The organism is Desulfatiglans anilini DSM 4660 (assembly GCF_000422285.1).
GTDB lineage: Bacteria > Desulfobacterota > DSM-4660 > Desulfatiglandales > Desulfatiglandaceae > Desulfatiglans > Desulfatiglans anilini.
Genome location: NZ_AULM01000005.1, coordinates 59,496 through 76,084, shown reverse-complemented (window position 1 = coordinate 76,084; position 16,589 = coordinate 59,496). Strand labels below are relative to the sequence as shown.

The 16,589-nt window shown below is 59.5% G+C and carries 12 protein-coding genes, 2 tRNA genes and 1 pseudogene; 2 read left to right on the top strand and 13 right to left on the bottom strand.

Features of this window, described 5'->3' with window-relative positions; all coding sequences use genetic code 11:
- Positions 1 to 72 precede the first annotated feature (72 nt).
- From H567_RS0107025 to H567_RS0107015, 3 genes are all read right to left on the bottom strand, one after another.
- Complete coding sequence (locus H567_RS0107025; protein WP_161626575.1) at positions 73 to 1,083, bottom strand: ABC transporter substrate-binding protein; 1,011 nt, start codon at positions 1,081 to 1,083, stop codon at positions 73 to 75.
- Positions 1,084 to 1,737: 654 nt separating this feature from the next.
- The gene (locus tag H567_RS0107020) at positions 1,738 to 3,150 is read right to left on the bottom strand and encodes a sigma-54-dependent transcriptional regulator (RefSeq protein ID WP_028320859.1); all 1,413 of its coding nucleotides are present in this window, start codon (positions 3,148 to 3,150) and stop codon (positions 1,738 to 1,740) included.
- Between the two features lie 14 nt (positions 3,151 to 3,164).
- Positions 3,165 to 4,643 carry a sensor histidine kinase gene (locus H567_RS0107015; protein ID WP_051184570.1) on the bottom strand — a complete coding sequence of 493 codons (1,479 nt, stop codon included), beginning with the start codon at positions 4,641 to 4,643 and terminating at the stop codon, positions 3,165 to 3,167.
- A 708-nt stretch (positions 4,644 to 5,351) separates the two neighbouring features.
- On the opposite strand from H567_RS0107015, the gene H567_RS0107010 reads away from it, so the two are divergent.
- Positions 5,352 to 5,738: a DUF4168 domain-containing protein gene (locus tag H567_RS0107010; RefSeq protein ID WP_028320857.1), complete on the top strand. Its 387-nt coding sequence runs from the start codon at positions 5,352 to 5,354 to the stop codon at positions 5,736 to 5,738.
- A 297-nt stretch (positions 5,739 to 6,035) separates the two neighbouring features.
- Here H567_RS0107010 and H567_RS30295 read toward each other — a convergent pair.
- Positions 6,036 to 6,164: pseudogene (locus H567_RS30295) on the bottom strand (IS200/IS605 family transposase); the annotation flags it as partial.
- Between the two features lie 116 nt (positions 6,165 to 6,280).
- On the opposite strand from H567_RS30295, the gene H567_RS0107005 reads away from it, so the two are divergent.
- Entirely contained in the window at positions 6,281 to 6,913 is a 633-nt protein-coding gene (locus H567_RS0107005; protein ID WP_028320856.1) for a hypothetical protein, read from the top strand.
- Positions 6,914 to 7,254: 341 nt separating this feature from the next.
- On the opposite strand, the gene H567_RS0107000 is transcribed toward H567_RS0107005, so the two are convergent.
- The 9 genes from H567_RS0107000 to metK all read right to left on the bottom strand — a co-directional run bounded on the left by H567_RS0107000 (position 7,255) and on the right by metK (position 16,570).
- Positions 7,255 to 7,330 (bottom strand) — tRNA-Glu (locus H567_RS0107000).
- A 64-nt stretch (positions 7,331 to 7,394) separates the two neighbouring features.
- Positions 7,395 to 7,468, bottom strand: a tRNA-Gln gene (locus tag H567_RS0106995).
- A gap of 67 nt (positions 7,469 to 7,535) precedes the next feature.
- Positions 7,536 to 8,522: an ABC transporter ATP-binding protein gene (locus H567_RS0106990; RefSeq protein WP_028320855.1), complete on the bottom strand. Its 987-nt coding sequence runs from the start codon at positions 8,520 to 8,522 to the stop codon at positions 7,536 to 7,538.
- Positions 8,519 to 9,559: an ABC transporter ATP-binding protein gene (locus H567_RS23535; protein WP_084516986.1), complete on the bottom strand. Its 1,041-nt coding sequence runs from the start codon at positions 9,557 to 9,559 to the stop codon at positions 8,519 to 8,521. The genes H567_RS0106990 and H567_RS23535 overlap by 4 nt, the downstream gene beginning before the upstream one ends.
- On the bottom strand, positions 9,559 to 10,365 hold the full coding sequence (locus H567_RS0106980; protein WP_353743098.1) for an ABC transporter permease: 807 nt from the start codon (positions 10,363 to 10,365) through the stop codon (positions 9,559 to 9,561). The genes H567_RS23535 and H567_RS0106980 overlap by 1 nt, the downstream gene beginning before the upstream one ends.
- A gap of 332 nt (positions 10,366 to 10,697) precedes the next feature.
- Positions 10,698 to 11,657, bottom strand: coding sequence for an ABC transporter permease (locus tag H567_RS0106975; RefSeq protein ID WP_028320853.1), 960 nt, complete (start codon positions 11,655 to 11,657; stop codon positions 10,698 to 10,700).
- 3 nt (positions 11,658 to 11,660) lie between these two features.
- Positions 11,661 to 13,790, bottom strand: coding sequence for an ABC transporter substrate-binding protein (locus H567_RS0106970; RefSeq protein WP_028320852.1), 2,130 nt, complete (start codon positions 13,788 to 13,790; stop codon positions 11,661 to 11,663).
- Between the two features lie 14 nt (positions 13,791 to 13,804).
- The gene (gene ahcY / locus H567_RS0106965; protein WP_028320851.1) at positions 13,805 to 15,130 is read right to left on the bottom strand and encodes an adenosylhomocysteinase; all 1,326 of its coding nucleotides are present in this window, start codon (positions 15,128 to 15,130) and stop codon (positions 13,805 to 13,807) included.
- A 276-nt stretch (positions 15,131 to 15,406) separates the two neighbouring features.
- A complete protein-coding gene (gene metK / locus H567_RS0106960) occupies positions 15,407 to 16,570 on the bottom strand; it encodes a methionine adenosyltransferase (protein WP_028320850.1) in 1,164 nt (387 codons plus the stop codon).
- Positions 16,571 to 16,589: the final 19 nt, after the last annotated feature.

Here is a 16,589-nt window from a genome sequence, read left to right as displayed (position 1 = left end):
AGGAAGAAAATCCCGCGCGTTCGCTGCAAGATCCTCTCACTGAACCGCCTGGCCACCTGCCCGCGCCGATGATCATCTCCCGCCCCCTGCATAGATTCTCTCGAGGACGGCCATAGTAAATGCCCTGCTCACGTCTACCGGCGAGGTCAGAACCCCCTCCTCCACCAACACCGCCTGCATTTCGTGCCAGTCTTTCTCCTTCATCCACCCGATCCTGTCTTCGCCGGTGTCGACCAGGGGCGCCTGTGCTTCCATCATCGCCGACTGGTACTCCCTGTCTTTGATCCGGGCATACTTCATCACGGCATCAAGGGCGGCATCCCGGTCCGCCAGGGCGATGCGCCACCCTTCCAGGGTCGCACGCGAAAACCGCTCGACCAACCCCGGATCCCGTACCAGCATTTTTTCAGTCGTCACGAGGAGGTCGGAATAAAATCGTATGCCGTAATCCGCAGGCCGGAAGAGATCGAGTTCGCATCCCTCGCGGTTCAGTTTGACAACCCCTGCCGTGATATACGCGGCGGTGATGTCCGCTCTGTCCTCGATGAACTCCTTGTAGGAGCTGTCGTAAGGCAGAAAGTCGACCTCGGATTCCGGCAGGCCGGCCCTTTTGAGCAATGCACGAAACTGGTACTCGAATTCGCAGAACGAATCCTTCTCCCCGCTCACCGCTGCGGTCCTCCCTCTAAAATCAGAGAGCCTCCCAATCCCCGACCCTTTTTTGACAGCATATACCACCGCGCTGCGCCTGTACAACGCGGCAACCGCCACGAGCGGCGCCCCGGCACTCCGCCTCACCAACACATCTTCAGGACTCAAGACCGCAAACTGCGCCTTCCCCGAAAGGAGGGAACCCACCACATCGACCTCCTCTCCGCCCTCGAGGAAGTCCACCTGCAGATTCTCCCGCGTATACAACCCATTTTCCTGGGCCGCATAAAACCCCGCAAACTGCGCCTGATGAACCCATTTCAATTGCACGGTCGCGCGCTCGCGCAGATTGAGCCCTGCCCTCTCACCGCACCCGGCCAGACAAATGAATACCGCTGGAACCATCGCCAAAAGCCATCTGAGTAGAGCCATCGTCGTTCCCTGTCTAACTCGTTTCCAATGATGAAGAAAAATTCTCATTTCCCGGCTGGAAACGATTTCGTTTCCAAAGCGTTTTTTCCGCATGGACACCATGATCTGTTTATGCATTCCAGCAATCCATTTCGACAACATTTGAGACCATATGCGCACTCGTCGCACATGTCAATCCGAAAGCCATTCCTAAGGCCTCAGTCAAAAGAGTTCCCCGAGCAAGACGATCGCCGCTCCTCATAAAGCGATATCACTACAGGCAACCGTAAGATCTCTACCGTCTCAGAGATTTTCCTTGCCGTGGCTTTTTTCATTGTCTTAAATCAATTCCTTTCTGATGTCCTCGGTCTTGCTGCTGCCCATTGGAATTTATTTTTTGACGCGGTTGTTGATATCCAATGGCATCGGGCTTGTTTGCGATCGCATCGAAGCATCGCTCAGGAATATCGTCCAGAATCTAACCGGCGCTCTCGTTGCCGTGGACCATTCCGGTAAATTCATGCTCCAAATGCATAAAATCCCGAAATCAATTCAATGCAATGAAGAACGATACGAGATGGTGTCCACTCAATCACCGCGCCTTTGAATACACCGGGCCACCGTTAAAAAGTTAGTTTTTTTCAACGTCCCGAGCCTTAGGCCCCCTGAGCGTTCCTACTCTGTATTCAACCCATCTTGCATTTTCTCCCCGATTTTTCGGTAAAGAGTCCTCCTACCGATGCCCAGGATGGCGGCGGCTTGACGCTTGTTTCCATTGACCCGTTTTAGAACATGACGAATATAGCGCTGTTCGATTTCAGCCAGGGGCGGGAGTATCTCACCTGCCCCGAGGAACTCGCGTTTATCGTTCCTTGGTTCGCCTATCGCCGAATTGTAATTCCTGATCCTCGTCGGCAGGTGCTCTGGTTGAATCCATGCTCCGGTGGCAAAGGTGACGGCCCTTTCCACGGCATTGCGGAGTTCCCGCACATTCCCCGGAAAGGGATATCTGGCGATCTTTTCCAGGGCGGTATGGGAGAATCCTTTGATCCTCCTGTTGAGGGCAAGGGAAAACTGCTGCAGGAATCTGCCCGCAAGCAGTTCGATATCTTCGCCCCGTTCCCTCAGCGGCGGGACCTTTACGGTAAAGGTCTCTAACCGGAAAAAGAGGTCCTCCCGAAAACGGCCCTGGCGGACCTCTTCCTCAAGGTCCCTGTGGGTGGCTGCCAGGACTCGTACGTCTGCCTGGTGTTCCTTGTTCTCTCCCACCCGCCTGACCTTCCCGTCCTGGAGGATGCGCAGGAGTTTTGCCTGGAGAAAAAGGGGCATTTCGGAAATCTCGTCCAGGAACAACGAGCCCCCTTCAGCCTCCGCAAAAAGGCCCTGACGGCTCCTCTGTGCGCCGGTGAAGGAACCCGCTGCATGGCCGAAAAATTCGCTTTCCACCAGATGTTCCGGGATCCCGGCGCAGTTGACAGGCAGAAAGGGCCCGTTTGCGCGTGTGCTCTCGTTATGAATAGCCCTCGTTACCAGTTCTTTTCCCGAGCCGCTCTCCCCCAGGATCAGGACAGGCCCCTGGGCATCCGCAACTTGGCGTATCTGTTCGAACAGAAGGCGCATGGCTGCACTGCTACCATACATGCCGTGGAAGCTGTCCGGCGGAAACGCTCCCTTCATCCAATTGACCGCCTCCTGGAGACGCTTTCTCTCCAGTATCCGTGTTACAGACAACGTGAAATGCTCCAAGTCAAGGGGTTTTGTGAGAAAGTCCTCTGCGCCTGCCTTCAAAGCCTCCACGGCCCTTGAAATGGTGCCGAAGGCCGTGATAATCAGGAATTTGGGAGGCAAATCGGCCGCCTTTTCCTGAACTTCTTTGAGAAAGCCGAGGCCGTCCATGCCCGGAAGCCTCAGGTCACAGACAATCACGTCAGGCCACCAACCCTCCATGAGTTTCCATGCTTCCTCGGCGCTTGGCGTCCAACGCACCTCCAGTCCACAATCCTCTATCTCCTCCTCAAGAAGTGTCCCGAGGGCTTCGTCGTCCTCCACAATCAATACGAGTTCCTTTTCTGCATTTCTTTCCGGCATGGATTTCCTCTTATCTACCCATTGTCAGCCGCCCTCGCAGGGAGCATGAGCCTGAAACATGCGCCCCCCATCCGACTGTCGTCTACCTCTACATAGCCGCCATGTTCTTCGGCTACTGCATACACCACAGACAGACCAAGGCCTGTGCCTTGTCCCACCTGTTTCGTCGTATAAAATGGCTCAAAGATTTCGGAGCGCTTTTCCACGGGTACGCCCGGACCGTTGTCTTCCACGCAAAAGCCCACCCATTCCTCTCCTTGTTCCCACGAAAGAAGGACGTTCCCCCCGCTGGCGCTCTGGATAGCGTTGCGAAGGAGATTAATGAGGGCCTGCTCAACCCTCATGGCGTCCATCAGGATCGGCTTAGCGTCTTTGGGACCCCGCAGGGCGACGGCCGTCCGGTTGGCCTCGCTATCTTCTGCTACGGCAGCAGCCGCAGATCCCGCCAGGCGAGATGGGAGTGCAGCGGCATACCTGATGGGATTGCTGCGTGTAAAGTCCATCAACTGCTTGATGATGCATTGCATCCGAAGGACCTGATTTCGGATGGCGAGGAATGCCTGCCGATGCTCAGGTTCTAAGTGCGGATTCCGAAGAGCTCGCTGAGCCTTCCCGCTGATGACGCTCAAAGGAGTCCCCAGTTCGTGGGCCGTCCCTGCAGCAAATCTCCCCATGGCGGCCAATTTTTCAGCACGGCGCAACTCCTCCTCCAATTTGGCCTGTTCCTTGCGCTGCTCCTCCAGTTGCTGCTCTGCCTTCTGAATGCTGTTGAGCATGTGGTTGAAGCTGGCCCCCAATGCCGCAATCTCCCTCGGCCCTTTGTGAGCAAACCTCTCTTCACGGTCCCCCTGTGCGACCCTCGACATGACCGATGCCAGGCGCTTCAGATCCAGTCCGAGCGCGCGGTGATGACCGTAAAGGACAACGCCGGAGAGTATCAGGAGCAGAAAAAGCAAGGCTACGGCCCCTTTTATTCTAACGGACCGCAGGTGATCGACGAAATCCGTACCTTTCCGGGTCAACTGGAAAAGCCCGTTGATCTGCCCGCTTGTGTCGGTCAAAGGCACGAAGTAGGAATATACCTCTCGCCCTGCAATACGGAGATACTCACCCCGTCGCTTTCCATCAGCCGCGAGTTTGGTCAGCCGTTCAGGCTCTGGGTCTGGATCCTCCAATCCGAGGGTGGCGATCTCAGCTCCTTCCTTGTCATAGACATAGGCGCTGTATACCCGCTTGATGGAGAAAACCGACTCCAACGCTAACATTATGCTCCCCATTCTGTCCTTTTCCAGGGCGTAACTCAGGGGCAGCTGGACAGCGCGGGCTACAAGCTCCAGGTCGCTTTTCATCCGCGCCTCGACCTCCTTTTCAAACGAGTTGAGTGCAAAGTATCCGCTGAGACCCAAGGCGCTGATCAGCGGGGTCACCACGTAGATCAAGAGGGCCGACCGCAAACCAAGAGTGGGAGGGAAAATGGCAATGCTACGCATCATATCTCCTTTGACACACCAAATTAACACATGTGCCATTATTATACACAATGATCTGATTGTAGGCAAAACTCGTTAATCTCTACAAAATTCTTTTAATACCAAATACTTATCAAAACATCTAAATCTGTAGCCGGACTTGCACACTACGTGCATAAAACTGGTACATTACGTGCATAAAAGTGAAGATCAAGATTCAAGCCTCACGATTCAGCACTCGGCGCAATGTGATCGTCGTTTACAGGGGCTTGCATACGGGCGGGGGCCGAACAGGAAGAAGGAGATCATGGGACCGCTGTAGAAGCCTGGACGGCCCATCATGGTTGTGGCGGCCGCCATGGCTCTTGCCGCGAGTTCGACCAGATGCCCTCAAGGAGGGATCAGCAGCGATGAGGCCAAGCCGTTGTAGAGCCAGGCCCAGGAAGTCCGGCAGCAACTAATGGCACTGGACGCTCGGCTCCCGAGCTTGGATGCCCTTAGGGACAGGGAACCCAGGGTGTGGGCCAGGAACTGGCATCGGTACCCAGATCGCTTACCGGGATCGAGATGGTATTCGAACCGCCAGAGCCGCCTCAGAGGCAGGCCCCACAACCAGTGGGCGGCGGCCGGTCTTTTTGACCGATGAGCGCGAAGCTATAGATTCAAATCCTATGTTTCAAGTGGATTCGGATCGGTTTTTAAACCTTATCAAATGAGAAAGGAGTTGTTTGAATGTTGAACAAATTTGGTTTTGTGATTTTGGCAGTCATCGTTTGTGCACTCTTGTGGGCAGTCCCGGCACCGTCCCAGCAGCATCAACAGGGAAAAGAGGGTGCGACCCAGCCACAGATAGAGGTGAAAGACGCAGACATGGACAAGGCCGCAGCGGCCTACGTGGAGGTTGCGCAGATTCAAAGGGAATTGCAGGAATCTTTGCAAACGGCTCCAGATCTCGATCAACGGCAAGCCCTTCAGGAAAACGCCAATCAGAAGATGATCCAGGCAGTTGAAGGGGAAGGCATTGATGTTGAAAAGTACAGACAGATAATGGCGGCTGTTAGCTCGGACGAAGATATGAGACAGAAATTCATGGAAAAGATTCAGGAATTACCGAGATAGATGTTGACAAAACATTATTTTATCTTGAAACATGACAATTTAGTGAAATATGCAAATAATACACCATATAGATATTCATAAAAATATTAAAAGCAGATAGTTCATTGTAATACACTCCAATAACATCATTTCCGCTATAAAGTCACCGAAACTCTGTTTTTCACAGAGCTCCGGTGACTTTAATTTTTAAATGCAGTGGTTCTTCATTTCAACCTCTGATAAATGAAAACCCAACTCTCACTCATTCGCAATCGATACGGCAAGAATCAAGCTTTTTTGATTGTACTGGAATTCTTTTTAGGATCCTATCGTAAAGTCGCCATAGCGGGCACGCTCTGCATGATCTTGTATTTCAATATATTGCATTATTACCTCATCAGTAACATTGCCGGAGGAAGCTGCAAAATAACCGCGCCGCCTGGAGTGCCCTCTGGGATGAAGAAGACAGCCACTCCGTGTACCCATACCGGAGATTATTGTCTTGATTTATATGGTGAAAAAATATATCAGGGACGGAAAACATCCTTAGCGGGAGGGAAGAGATGAAAAAGCGATTCTGGGTGATAGTTCTGGCTGGATTGATCCTTTTCGCCTCGGCCTCACTTTCTTTGGCGGACCTGACCATCACTGCAGACGGTGGTTTATCCGCACAAGACTGCGATTTCAATTGCACCGATCCCCAATATGTTTCTTTGGGAAATCCTATCTATAATTGGCATATCACGTCATCCGGTCAAACTAAATCATGCGAGAGTTGGGATGGAACCATCTCCTTCCCGGGAACGAGTCAAATAGATAGCGCGATTGTCTACGTCGAGGGCGCAAACACCACCGAAATGTGTGAAATCATTCGCGCACCTTTCAACAAGACCCTGCTCAACCGCTTTTTGGAGCGGTATCACCCGGAACATGCGCTCTGTTTCCCCAACAATGCCTCTCTGTCCTTCCGTGCATGCGCCGATCCCGGTGCAAATGGGGCATATTTTATCCTGCTGGAATCCGACCAGTGTGACTATACGATTTTCGGGCCGATCCTCCTGAATGATGCGCAGCCGTGTTCAACGCAAGAGCCACAGGCCGTCCCGACGTTCAACGCCTTCGGCGGCGCTGCGTTGATCGCCATAATGATGATACTGAGTGTCATCTATATGAAAAGAAAAAGGGCGCTCCGCTAGGGAGTGTCTATCGGGAAATCATCATCAAACGCGACCCGGTTTCCGCTTCCTGAACTCACCGTTACCCACCAGTGCATAGGTCGCGCAGCAAAACCGTGATTTGAGGCACCAGCCGCGTTCTGTTGCGGCAGTTCGAATCTGTGGAAATCCAGGTTTGGCAGCGGCGCGGGATCACCCGGCCTTCAAATTTTTCAAAGAGTGATAATGCATTGCGGCCCCGGAGCGTTACGGAACAATTTTTGCGGACGAGTGACCGGGCGCGCCGGTGGTGATACGGTTGGGGACAGTACGCGAAAAACAACAAAGGGGCTACGCTTTTGGCGCAACCCCTTGTTTTTCCTTGGTGGTCCCAACGGGACTCGAACCCGTGTCCCCGGCGTGAGAGGCCGATATCCTGGACCGCTAGACGATGGGACCTTCAACATACGTACGCGCGCAGTGTGCTGCAACCCCTCTTCTTTGACTACAAGCCCAAAAAAAGTGGCTGGGGGACGAGGATTCGAACCTCGGTTAACGGGGCCAGAACCCGTCGTCCTGCCGCTGGACGATCCCCCAGTCGAAAGTAGTAGTTTGCCCGAACGAAGTCACCATGTCAAGCAAAAACCGGCATGTCAAACTCAATTCACAGTGCTTTCCAGCAACGCACCAGGTGATCGGGTGCGACCGCTTCGAGTGTGACGGGCGCCTCGCGGCAGCGGTCCTCCACAAGCGGACAGCGCCCCTGGAACCGGCAGCCCGGCGGAGGATCCATAGGGCTGGGGACATCGCCGCCCAAGGGGCGTACAAAGCCTTCCCGCCCTTTTTCGATCGTGGGCACAGCCGCCAGGAGCGCCTTCGAATACGGATGCCGCGGGGCGGCATAGAGGGCCTCGGCCGGCGCATATTCCACGATCTGCCCAAGGTACATCACCGCCACATCGTGGCTCAGATAGCCCACCACGTTCAGGTCGTGCGAGATGAAGAGGTAGGCCAGCCCCAGGCTTTCCTGGAGATCGTTCAGAAGGTTGATGATCTGGGCCTGGATCGAGACGTCCAAGGCCGATATCGGTTCGTCGCAGATGACCAGAGACGGTCCAACACTCAGGGCGCGGGCGATCCCGGCACGCTGCCGCTGCCCCCCGCTGAACTCGTGAGGGTAGCGGTCCTCGTTCGCTGCGGCAAGCCCCACCTGTTCGAGCAGTTCCCCCACTCGCGCCTTGCGTTCACGCCGCTCCATCCCGACCGTCCGCAGCCCCTCTTCGATGGATTGCCCGATCGTCATGCGGGGGTTCAAAGAGCCATAGGGATCCTGAAAAATCATCTGGAACTCCCGGCGGTATGGCCGCATTTCCTTTTCCGAGAGGCCGGTCATGTCCCGGCCGCGGTAGACCACACTCCCGCCGCTGGCAGACAGGAGCCCGAGAACCGCGCGGGCCAAGGTGGACTTGCCGCAGCCCGACTCTCCGACCAGTCCCAGGGTCCTGCTCCGGCGAACCTCGAGGTCGACCCCGTCCACAGCCTTGATCCAGCCGCGAATCCGCTGCAGAAAACCGCGCCGGACGGGGAAATGCACCCTCAGGTCGTTGACCTTCAGGATCGGCGCTGTCTCGGTGGCCGCAGTCCGGATCATCCCTTCACCCGCCGATCCCCGTCAGCCGGCCTTTGCCCCGGTTCTGCCGGATTCGGCGCGCTCTCGTGAGCTCTCAGGCAGCGCGCCTGGTGTCCGTCGCCCAAATCGATCATCGTCGGGACCGATCCCCGGCACGATTCCATCGCCCTCGGGCAGCGGGGGTGAAAGGGGCAGCCCGCGGGTCTGCAGGCCGGATCGGGCACGTGTCCTGGGATGCTGCTCAATCTTCGCCCCCTCTTCCCGCGGCTGGGGAGCGAGGCCAGCAGCCCCTGCGTATAAGGGTGCCTCGGGTCCTCGAAAAGCGTCGGCGTCCGCCCCTCCTCGACGATCATCCCTGCATACATGACATAGACCCGCTCCGCCACCTGGGATACGACCCCCAGGTCATGCGTGATGTACAGGATCGACATCCGCCGCTCCTCCTGAAGCGAGCGCATCAGCGCCAGGATCTGGGCCTGCACGGTCACGTCGAGGGCCGTCGTCGGCTCGTCCGCGATCATCAGCTCCGGGTTGCACGACAGCGCCATCGCGATCATGACCCGCTGGCGCTGTCCTCCGCTCAGCTGATGCGGATAGTCGTCCAGGCGCTCCTCCGGGTTCGGAATGCCGACGTCCCTCAAGAGAGTGACCACGCGCCTTCTGATTTCATCTTCATCGACTGCCTCGTGCACCCGGATGGCTTCCCCGATCTGATCCCCGACCTTGAATACCGGGTTCAATGAAGTCAACGGTTCCTGAAAGACCATCGAGATCCGCCTTCCCCGAATCTTCCGCAGTTCCTCTTCATCCAGCCCGAGCAGCTCGACCCCCCCGAGCCTCGCACTCCCCTGTTCGACCACGGCCGCCCGCGGCAGCAGGCCGAGGAAAGAAAGCGCCGTGACGCTCTTTCCGCAGCCGGACTCCCCCACCAGCGCAACGGTCTCCCCCCGGCGAACGCCGAGGGACACCCCTTCCACCGCCTTCGCAGGGCCGGCCAGGGTTTTGAACGTAATGTGAAGATCCGCCACACTCAGCAGGGTTTCGGTTTTCAGCTCCATCACCTCTCCCGCAGTTTTGGATTCAAGGCCTCCCGCAGCCCTTCGCCAAACAGGTTGAAACACAGCACGACGATGAGGATCGCCACCCCTGGCACGAAGGTGAGCCACGGGGCGTCGAAGATGAAGTTCTTGCCGTCGGAGAGGATGTTCCCCCATGTGGCGTGCGGCGGGGGGACGCCGAAGCCGAGGAAGCTGAGTCCGGCCTCGGTCAGGATGGCCGTCGCGATGCCGATCGTGGCCGAGACCAGCACGGGGGCAATCGCGTTCGGCATCATGTGCCGGAAGATGATCCGCCAGGTCCCGATCCCCAGGGCCCTGGCCGCCGTCACGAAATCCTGCTCCCGGAGCGAGAGGAACTCCGCCCGCACGAAGCGCGCCGTCCCCATCCAACTGGTCAGCCCGATGACGATCATGATGTTGTACATGCTTGCGGGGAGAAGCGCCACCACGGTCAGGATGAGGAAGAAGCTCGGGAAGCAGAGCATGATGTCGACCAGCCGCATGACGAGGGTGTCGACCGAAAAGGTCCCCCACTCCAGGAAGCGCAGGGGGCCGCGCAGCAATCTCAATCGCCGAAGAAGAGGGATGACGGGACCGGCCAGGAAGAGGCCGAGCGCCAAACGCCCCGCGCCCTGCGCCAAAGAAAGCAGCGCCGCCGCCCAGGCGCACGCCCAGAGCACCTGCCCGACCTGCAACCGGTTCCCACCGAAATACCCCGCAATCCCGCCCAGCAGGATCCCCACGGCCACGGCGATCCCCACCGCCACGAAGCCGACGGTGAGGGAGACCCACGCCCCCTGCAGCATGCGTGCGAAGACGTCCCTTCCCAGATCGTCGGTTCCAAGCAGGAAGACCCCGAAAGGCGGCCGGTCGTCCTCCTCCAGGGTCCCGGCAAAGGGGGCGCTCAACGGCGGACGGAGCTTGTTCTCGAGCCTCACCTGCGCCGGGTCGAAGACCGGGTCGGACCCCGAGGTCAGGAACAGCCCCGCGAACGCGGTCAGGAAGAAGGCGAGGAAGACCACCAGCCCCGCGAAGGCCATCCGGTTGCCCTCGAGCATCCGCCGGAAGGCCACGATCCGCCCCTCCCCTGCAGGCACCGCGGCCGACGGGTCCGCATGGCAGGTGTTTTGCGCCTCGCTCACAGCCGAATCCTCGGGTCCACCACCACGTACAGGATGTCCGAAACGAGCGTCCCGGCCAGAACCAGGACGGCTGAGATGAAATTCACGGTCAGAATGACCGGATAGTCCCGCGCAAGGATCGCCTCGTAGGCCATGCGGCCCATGCCCGGCCAGGAAAAGATGGATTCGATGATCACCGACCCCCCGATCAGGCCGGGCAAAATCAGCCCGAACATGGTGACGAAAGGCAGGAGGGCGTTCCTGAGGGCGTGCTTGTAATGTACCTGGTCGAACGTGAGCCCTTTGGCGCGGGCCGTGCGAACGTAGTCCTGGCTCTCCACCTCGAGCATCTGGCTGCGCACGTAGCGGGAAAGGACAGCGATCCCTCCGGTGGCCCCCAGGACGGAAGGCAGGAGCAGGTGCCAGACACGGTCCATGACCCCATGGATCCAGGAGGCATCCCCCACCCCGAAGGTCTTCATCCCGATCACCGGCACTTCCAGGCTGTTGACGACGAGGATGATCAGGACATAGGCGAAGAAAAATCCGGGAATCGAGATGAGGAAGTAGGCGATGAAGGTGGTGCTCCGGTCGTAGAACCCTCCGCGGTGGATCGCGGAGCGGATGCCCACCGGAAACGAGAGGGTCCAGGTGATGAGCGTCCCGACGATGAAAAGCGGCAGACTGTTCAGGAAGCGCTCCCAGATCTTGAGGAGCACCGGCTGGTTGTCCTTCCAGGAGACGCTCCGTCCGGTCAGAAGATCCGCGTAGAAGCGGAGGTACTGGACGTGGAGCGGCTCATCCAGGTGAAAGGCCTCCCGGAAGCGCTCCACCATCTCGGGCGTGAACTTCGGATTCATCGGGTCCACCTGGCTCGGGCTCCCCGGGGCGAGATGGATGATGAGAAAGGACACCACCGACACGAAAAACAGGGTGACGATCTTCTGAATCAGGCTCCGGCCCAGAAACGACAGCATCGATCAGCCCTCCGCCGCGAAGTCGGGCACATGCGGCAGTTTGATCCAGCGGTTGAAATGAAAGGTGTAGCTCCCTGTTTTCGTGGGCTTTATCCGCTCATAGACGGGGTCGCCAGACGCATCGGTCCGCTGGATGACGATGCGCTGGTCGAGAATGGCGGTCCACTTCCCGACATACAAGAAGGTGTAAGGCTGCTCTTCGGCGATGATCGCATGCAGGTCGCTGCAGTACTGGACCTGCCGGTCGTGGTCGTAGGTCTCCCGGATCCGCAGGATGAGGTCGTCGGCCGCCTCATTCGCGAAACCTGCAAAGTTCAGGTGGAAGGGCTTCGTCTGGCTCGAATGCCAGATCTGGAAAAGGTCCGGGTCGACGCCCATGCTCCAGCCGAGGACCAGGGCGTCGAAATCCTGCTTGTTGACCCGCTCCTCGATAAAAACCGACCACTCCAGGATGTCGGTCCGCACGTCGATCCCGATCTGCTTCCAGGCGTCCTGCGCAATGGCCAGGATGGCCTTCCGCGTGTCGTTGCCGCCGTTCGTGATGAGCGTGAACTGGAGCCGGCGTCCGTCCTTCTCGAGCCAGCCCTCCGGACCCCGGCGCCATCCGGCCTCCGCCAGCAGCGCAAGCGCCGCTTCCGGGTCGTAAGGAAGCGGCTCGATCGAGTGGTCGTAAAAGTCGGTCTGCTTCACGAAAGGGCCGGTGATGCGCTCGCCCTGCCCGTAAAGCACAAAGCGGATGATCTTCTCGACATCGATCGCCATCCCGAGCGCCCGGCGGACGCGCGCGTCATTGAACGGCTCGCGGCGCAGGTTGTAGGCGATATAGGTGTACCCGAAGCTCACCCCGGAAAAGCTCTGGAAGCGCGGATCCCGGGACAACCTTTCGACCTGGTGCGGCTGCACCGCGTAGTTGTCCACCGTCCCGGCATAGAACTCCATCTCCTGGGTCAGAAGGTCCGGGATCACCCGGTAGACATAGCGACGGTAGTTGGGGGCGCCCTCCCAGTAATCCTCGAAGCGTGTCAGCTCGATGTGCTGATCGGAGAGCCACTCCTTGAAGACGAACGGTCCGCATCCGACGGGCCGGCGGTTGAAGCGGCTCTGGCGCATGGAAAACGCCTCGGGGTCCATCCCCCGCTCGGCGGCTTCGCGCTTCAGCGCCTCCGCATTCAAGAGGTGTTCGGGGAGGATGCCCATGCCCCAGCTCGCCAGGGCCGGAGAATACAGGCGCTTGTAAACGATCCGGACCGTCAGCGGGTCCGGGACCTCGACCGACTTCACCGGTTCGTAGTCGGAGACGCGCGGCGAGAGATTCCGGGGGTCCATGATGGCATCGTAGGTGAAGCGGACATCCCTGGCGGTGACGGGGTGTCCGTCGTGGAAGCGCACCCCGGGGCGGAGGCGGAAGGTGACGATGGGGTTGTGCTCGGTCTGCGGCAGCAGCTCCTCCGCGAGCCGGACAAGGAGCGCCTCCTCGATCGGCGCGGAGGCCTGCACGAGACCCGCGCTCTGGAACGGGGCGAGAACCTCTTCTCCCAGCACCGTCCGAAGCCGGTCGAAGATCTCCGGATCGACGCGGTCGAGGCTCAACCAAATCCTTTCCGGCGCATGGACGGTCAGTTCGATCCCGGTCTCCTCGCCCTCACCGGACCCCTGGCGCACCTTGCGGGTTTCGGTAAAGGTCCGGGCCGGCAAGACCTCCACGCCCTGGATATGGGCGAGGGATTCCGCCACTTCAGGCGGTAGGTCCAGCAATCCCCCGCGGGCCTTGATGAGGCGCGCGACCACCTCGGCGCCGTCCGCTCCCCCCGTCTCCGAGGCGGCCGGATTCAGGTAGAACCACGCCTCCTCCCGGATCTCCCAGGACTCGGCCAGACGGCCCCGCAGCCGCAGCTCCTCATCGCGGTCGAGCAGCCCCTCGAAGACGAGCGCATTGATCTCACTGCTCGCGGAATCCGCAGAGAGAATGGGGTTGAGGATACTCGCATCCCCGATGGACCCCGTGATGAACGACTCCAGCCGCTCCGGGTTCCCCCGGGTCTGCTCCTCATAGCTCGGCACCCAGAAATAGGCCTGCACCAGAAAGAGCATGAGTGCCAGCGGCACCCAGAGCAGTAGCCGTTTGACCGTCATATGCCGGACTGATCCTACGTCCCCATCTCCCAGGATGACAGGTATGCCGCCTGCTCCTCGGTCAGGGTGTCGATCTCGACACCCATCGCCTCGAGCTTCAGACGGGCGATCTCTTCATCGATGGCCTTCGGCACCGGGTACACCTTCCGCTCGAGTTCTTTGTGCCGCTTGGCCATGTATTCCGCAGAAAGGGCCTGGTTGGCGAAGCTCATGTCCATGACGCTCGACGGGTGCCCTTCGGCCGCGGCCAGATTGATCAGCCGCCCTTCCCCCAGGACATAGATGCGCTTCCCCGTCTTCAGCCGAAACTCTTCGACGAAGGGGCGGATGGCGCGCCGGCTCTCCGTGAGCTCGGCCAGACCGGGGAGGTCGAGTTCCACGTCGAAGTGGCCGGAGTTGGAGACCATCGCCCCGTCCCTCATCAAGGCGAAGTGCTCCTTGCGGATCACGTTGATATCCCCGGTCAGGGTGCAGAAGAAGTTTCCGAGGGGCGCCGCCTGCGCGATCGGCATCACCTGGAACCCGTCCATCACGGCCTCGAGGGCGCGGAGGGGATCCACCTCGCAGACGATGACGTGCGCCCCGTGGCCCTTCGCCCGCGCCGCCACGCCGCGGCCGCACCATCCGTAGCCGCTCACCACGAAGACGCTCCCGGCGACGAGGCGGTTGGTCGCACGGATGATCCCGTCGAGGGTGCTCTGGCCGGTCCCGTAGCGGTTGTCGAAAAGGTGCTTGGTGTTGGCGTCGTTCACCGAAATCACCGGGAACTGGAGCACCCCGTCCCGCTCCATGCTGCGCAGGCGGATCACGCCGGTCGTCGTCTCCTCGGTCCCGCCTACGACCTCGGCAAGGAGGCTTTTCTGTTCCGCCTCGCTCAGCCCCTGGGCCCATTTCGCGACCGTCGGCTCCAGTTCGCCCCATTTGTGGAGCGCGATGAAATGAAGCGAACTCACAAGGTCTGCGCCGTCATCCATCGTCAGATGGGGGCGGTGCTTCAATGCGGAGAGGATGTGGCTGTAATAGGTGGCGTGGTCCTCGCCCTTGATCGCGAAGACGGGGACCTCGTCGTCCGCCACGAGCGATGCCGCGACGTCGTCCTGTGTCGAAAGCGGGTTCGAGGCGCACACCGCCACCTCCGCCCCGCCCGCCTTGAGGGTCTTCACGAGCCCCGCCGTTTCCGTCGTCACGTGGAGGCACGCCGACAGCCTGAGCCCCGCCAGGGGCTTTTCCGCCGCGAAGCGTTCCCTGATCTTCGCCAGGACAGGCATGCTCATGCCCGCCCACTCGATGCGCAGCCGTCCTGCGGCGGCCAGGCTCAAATCCTTGATATCATAATCCATCGGTCTTTATCCTTCCTGTCTCTTGTTGTGCGTCAAGCCGCAGGGACGCTGCCCTGCTTCGCCGGGAAATGATGTCCTACCGCGAAATCATTTGCGGATGGATACCATTCCAGCGCTCGGCCCCGAACAGAACCCGACGCTTCTCACCGCTCGAAAGCCGCATCGGCCTCTTCCCGCAACGCCGTTCGCCTCCCTGATCCGGCCGCGCGAGCGCATGCCTTCGTACCGGAAAACCGGCAAAGAAAGGGCGGCGTCACGGCATTCGCCGCGAAGGCCTCACTTCACCGCGCGCTTCAGATCCTCCACGAGGTCCGTCTTCTCCCAGGAAAACTCCGGCAGCTCCCGGCCGAAGTGCCCGTAATTGGAGGTCTTCCGGTAGATGGGCCGCAGCAGGTCCAGGCGTTCGATGATCGCCGCCGGACGAAGATCCACGGTCTTCCTGACGATCTCGGTCAGCTCCGCGCTCGGCACAACGCCCGTGCTGTATGCCCCCACCATCACCGAAACGGGCTCGGCGCGGCCGATGGTGTAGGCGACCTGCATCTCGCAGGTCGTCGCCAGACCGGCAGCGACGATGTTCTTGGCCACGTACCGGCACATGTAGGAGGCGCTGCGGTCGACCTTCGAGGGATCCTTCCCGGAGAAGGCGCCGCCGCCGTGGTAGCCGAAGCCGCCGTAGGTGTCCATGATGATCTTCCGCCCGGTGAGCCCGCAGTCGCCCAGCGGGCCGCCAACGACGAAACGCCCGGTGGTGTTGATGAAGTACTGCGTCTCGCTGTCGAGGAGTTCGGCCGGGATCACCTCTTCGATCACCTTTTCGATGATGGCCTCCCTCAGGGTGTCATAATCCACGTCGGGCTCGTGCTGGGCCGCGATGACGACGGTGTGCACCCGGTGAGGCTTCCCGTCCACGTAGTGCACCGTCACCTGGCTCTTCCCGTCGGGGCGCAGCCACGGGAGCTGGCCCGATTTGCGCACATGGGCGAGGCGCCGCGTGAGGCGGTGCGCCAGGTAGATGGGCATCGGCATCAGGACATCGGTGTCGGTGCAGGCATAGCCGAACATGAGCCCCTGGTCGCCGGCGCCCTGCTCCTTGAACAAACCGGTCCCGTTCACACCGATCGCGATGTCGGGAGACTGCTTGTCGATGCTCGAGAGCACGGCGCAGGTCTCCCAGTCGAACCCCATGGAGGAGTTGTTGTAACCGATGTCCTTGATGGTGGAGCGCACCACCTCGGGAAAATCCACATAGGCGGAACTCGTGATCTCCCCGGCGATCATGGCCATGCCGGTCGTGACCAGGGTTTCGCAGGCGACCCGGGATTTCGGGTCGAGCAGCATGAACTCGTCCAATATGTGATCGGAGATCTGATCGGCGATCTTGTCGGGATGGCCCTCGGTGACCGACTCCGAGGTGAAGAGAAAATTCGTTGCTTTCATCGCTCACTCCTTCATTGTC

What these genes read in the sequence shown, in the direction of transcription:
- H567_RS0107025 (WP_161626575.1), bottom strand. Translation starts at nt 1,083, where the DNA reads ATGGCTCTACTCAGATGGCTTTTGGCGATGGTTCCAGCGGTATTCATT.
- H567_RS0107020 (WP_028320859.1), bottom strand. Translation starts at nt 3,150, where the DNA reads ATGCCGGAAAGAAATGCAGAAAAGGAACTCGTATTGATTGTGGAGGAC.
- H567_RS0107015 (WP_051184570.1), bottom strand. Translation starts at nt 4,643, where the DNA reads ATGATGCGTAGCATTGCCATTTTCCCTCCCACTCTTGGTTTGCGGTCG.
- H567_RS0107010 (WP_028320857.1), top strand. Translation starts at nt 5,352, where the DNA reads ATGTTGAACAAATTTGGTTTTGTGATTTTGGCAGTCATCGTTTGTGCA.
- H567_RS0107005 (WP_028320856.1), top strand. Translation starts at nt 6,281, where the DNA reads ATGAAAAAGCGATTCTGGGTGATAGTTCTGGCTGGATTGATCCTTTTC.
- H567_RS0106990 (WP_028320855.1), bottom strand. Translation starts at nt 8,522, where the DNA reads ATGATCCGGACTGCGGCCACCGAGACAGCGCCGATCCTGAAGGTCAAC.
- H567_RS23535 (WP_084516986.1), bottom strand. Translation starts at nt 9,559, where the DNA reads ATGGAGCTGAAAACCGAAACCCTGCTGAGTGTGGCGGATCTTCACATT.
- H567_RS0106980 (WP_353743098.1), bottom strand. Translation starts at nt 10,365, where the DNA reads ATGCTGCAGGGGGCGTGGGTCTCCCTCACCGTCGGCTTCGTGGCGGTG.
- H567_RS0106975 (WP_028320853.1), bottom strand. Translation starts at nt 11,657, where the DNA reads ATGCTGTCGTTTCTGGGCCGGAGCCTGATTCAGAAGATCGTCACCCTG.
- H567_RS0106970 (WP_028320852.1), bottom strand. Translation starts at nt 13,790, where the DNA reads ATGACGGTCAAACGGCTACTGCTCTGGGTGCCGCTGGCACTCATGCTC.
- ahcY (WP_028320851.1), bottom strand. Translation starts at nt 15,130, where the DNA reads ATGGATTATGATATCAAGGATTTGAGCCTGGCCGCCGCAGGACGGCTG.
- metK (WP_028320850.1), bottom strand. Translation starts at nt 16,570, where the DNA reads ATGAAAGCAACGAATTTTCTCTTCACCTCGGAGTCGGTCACCGAGGGC.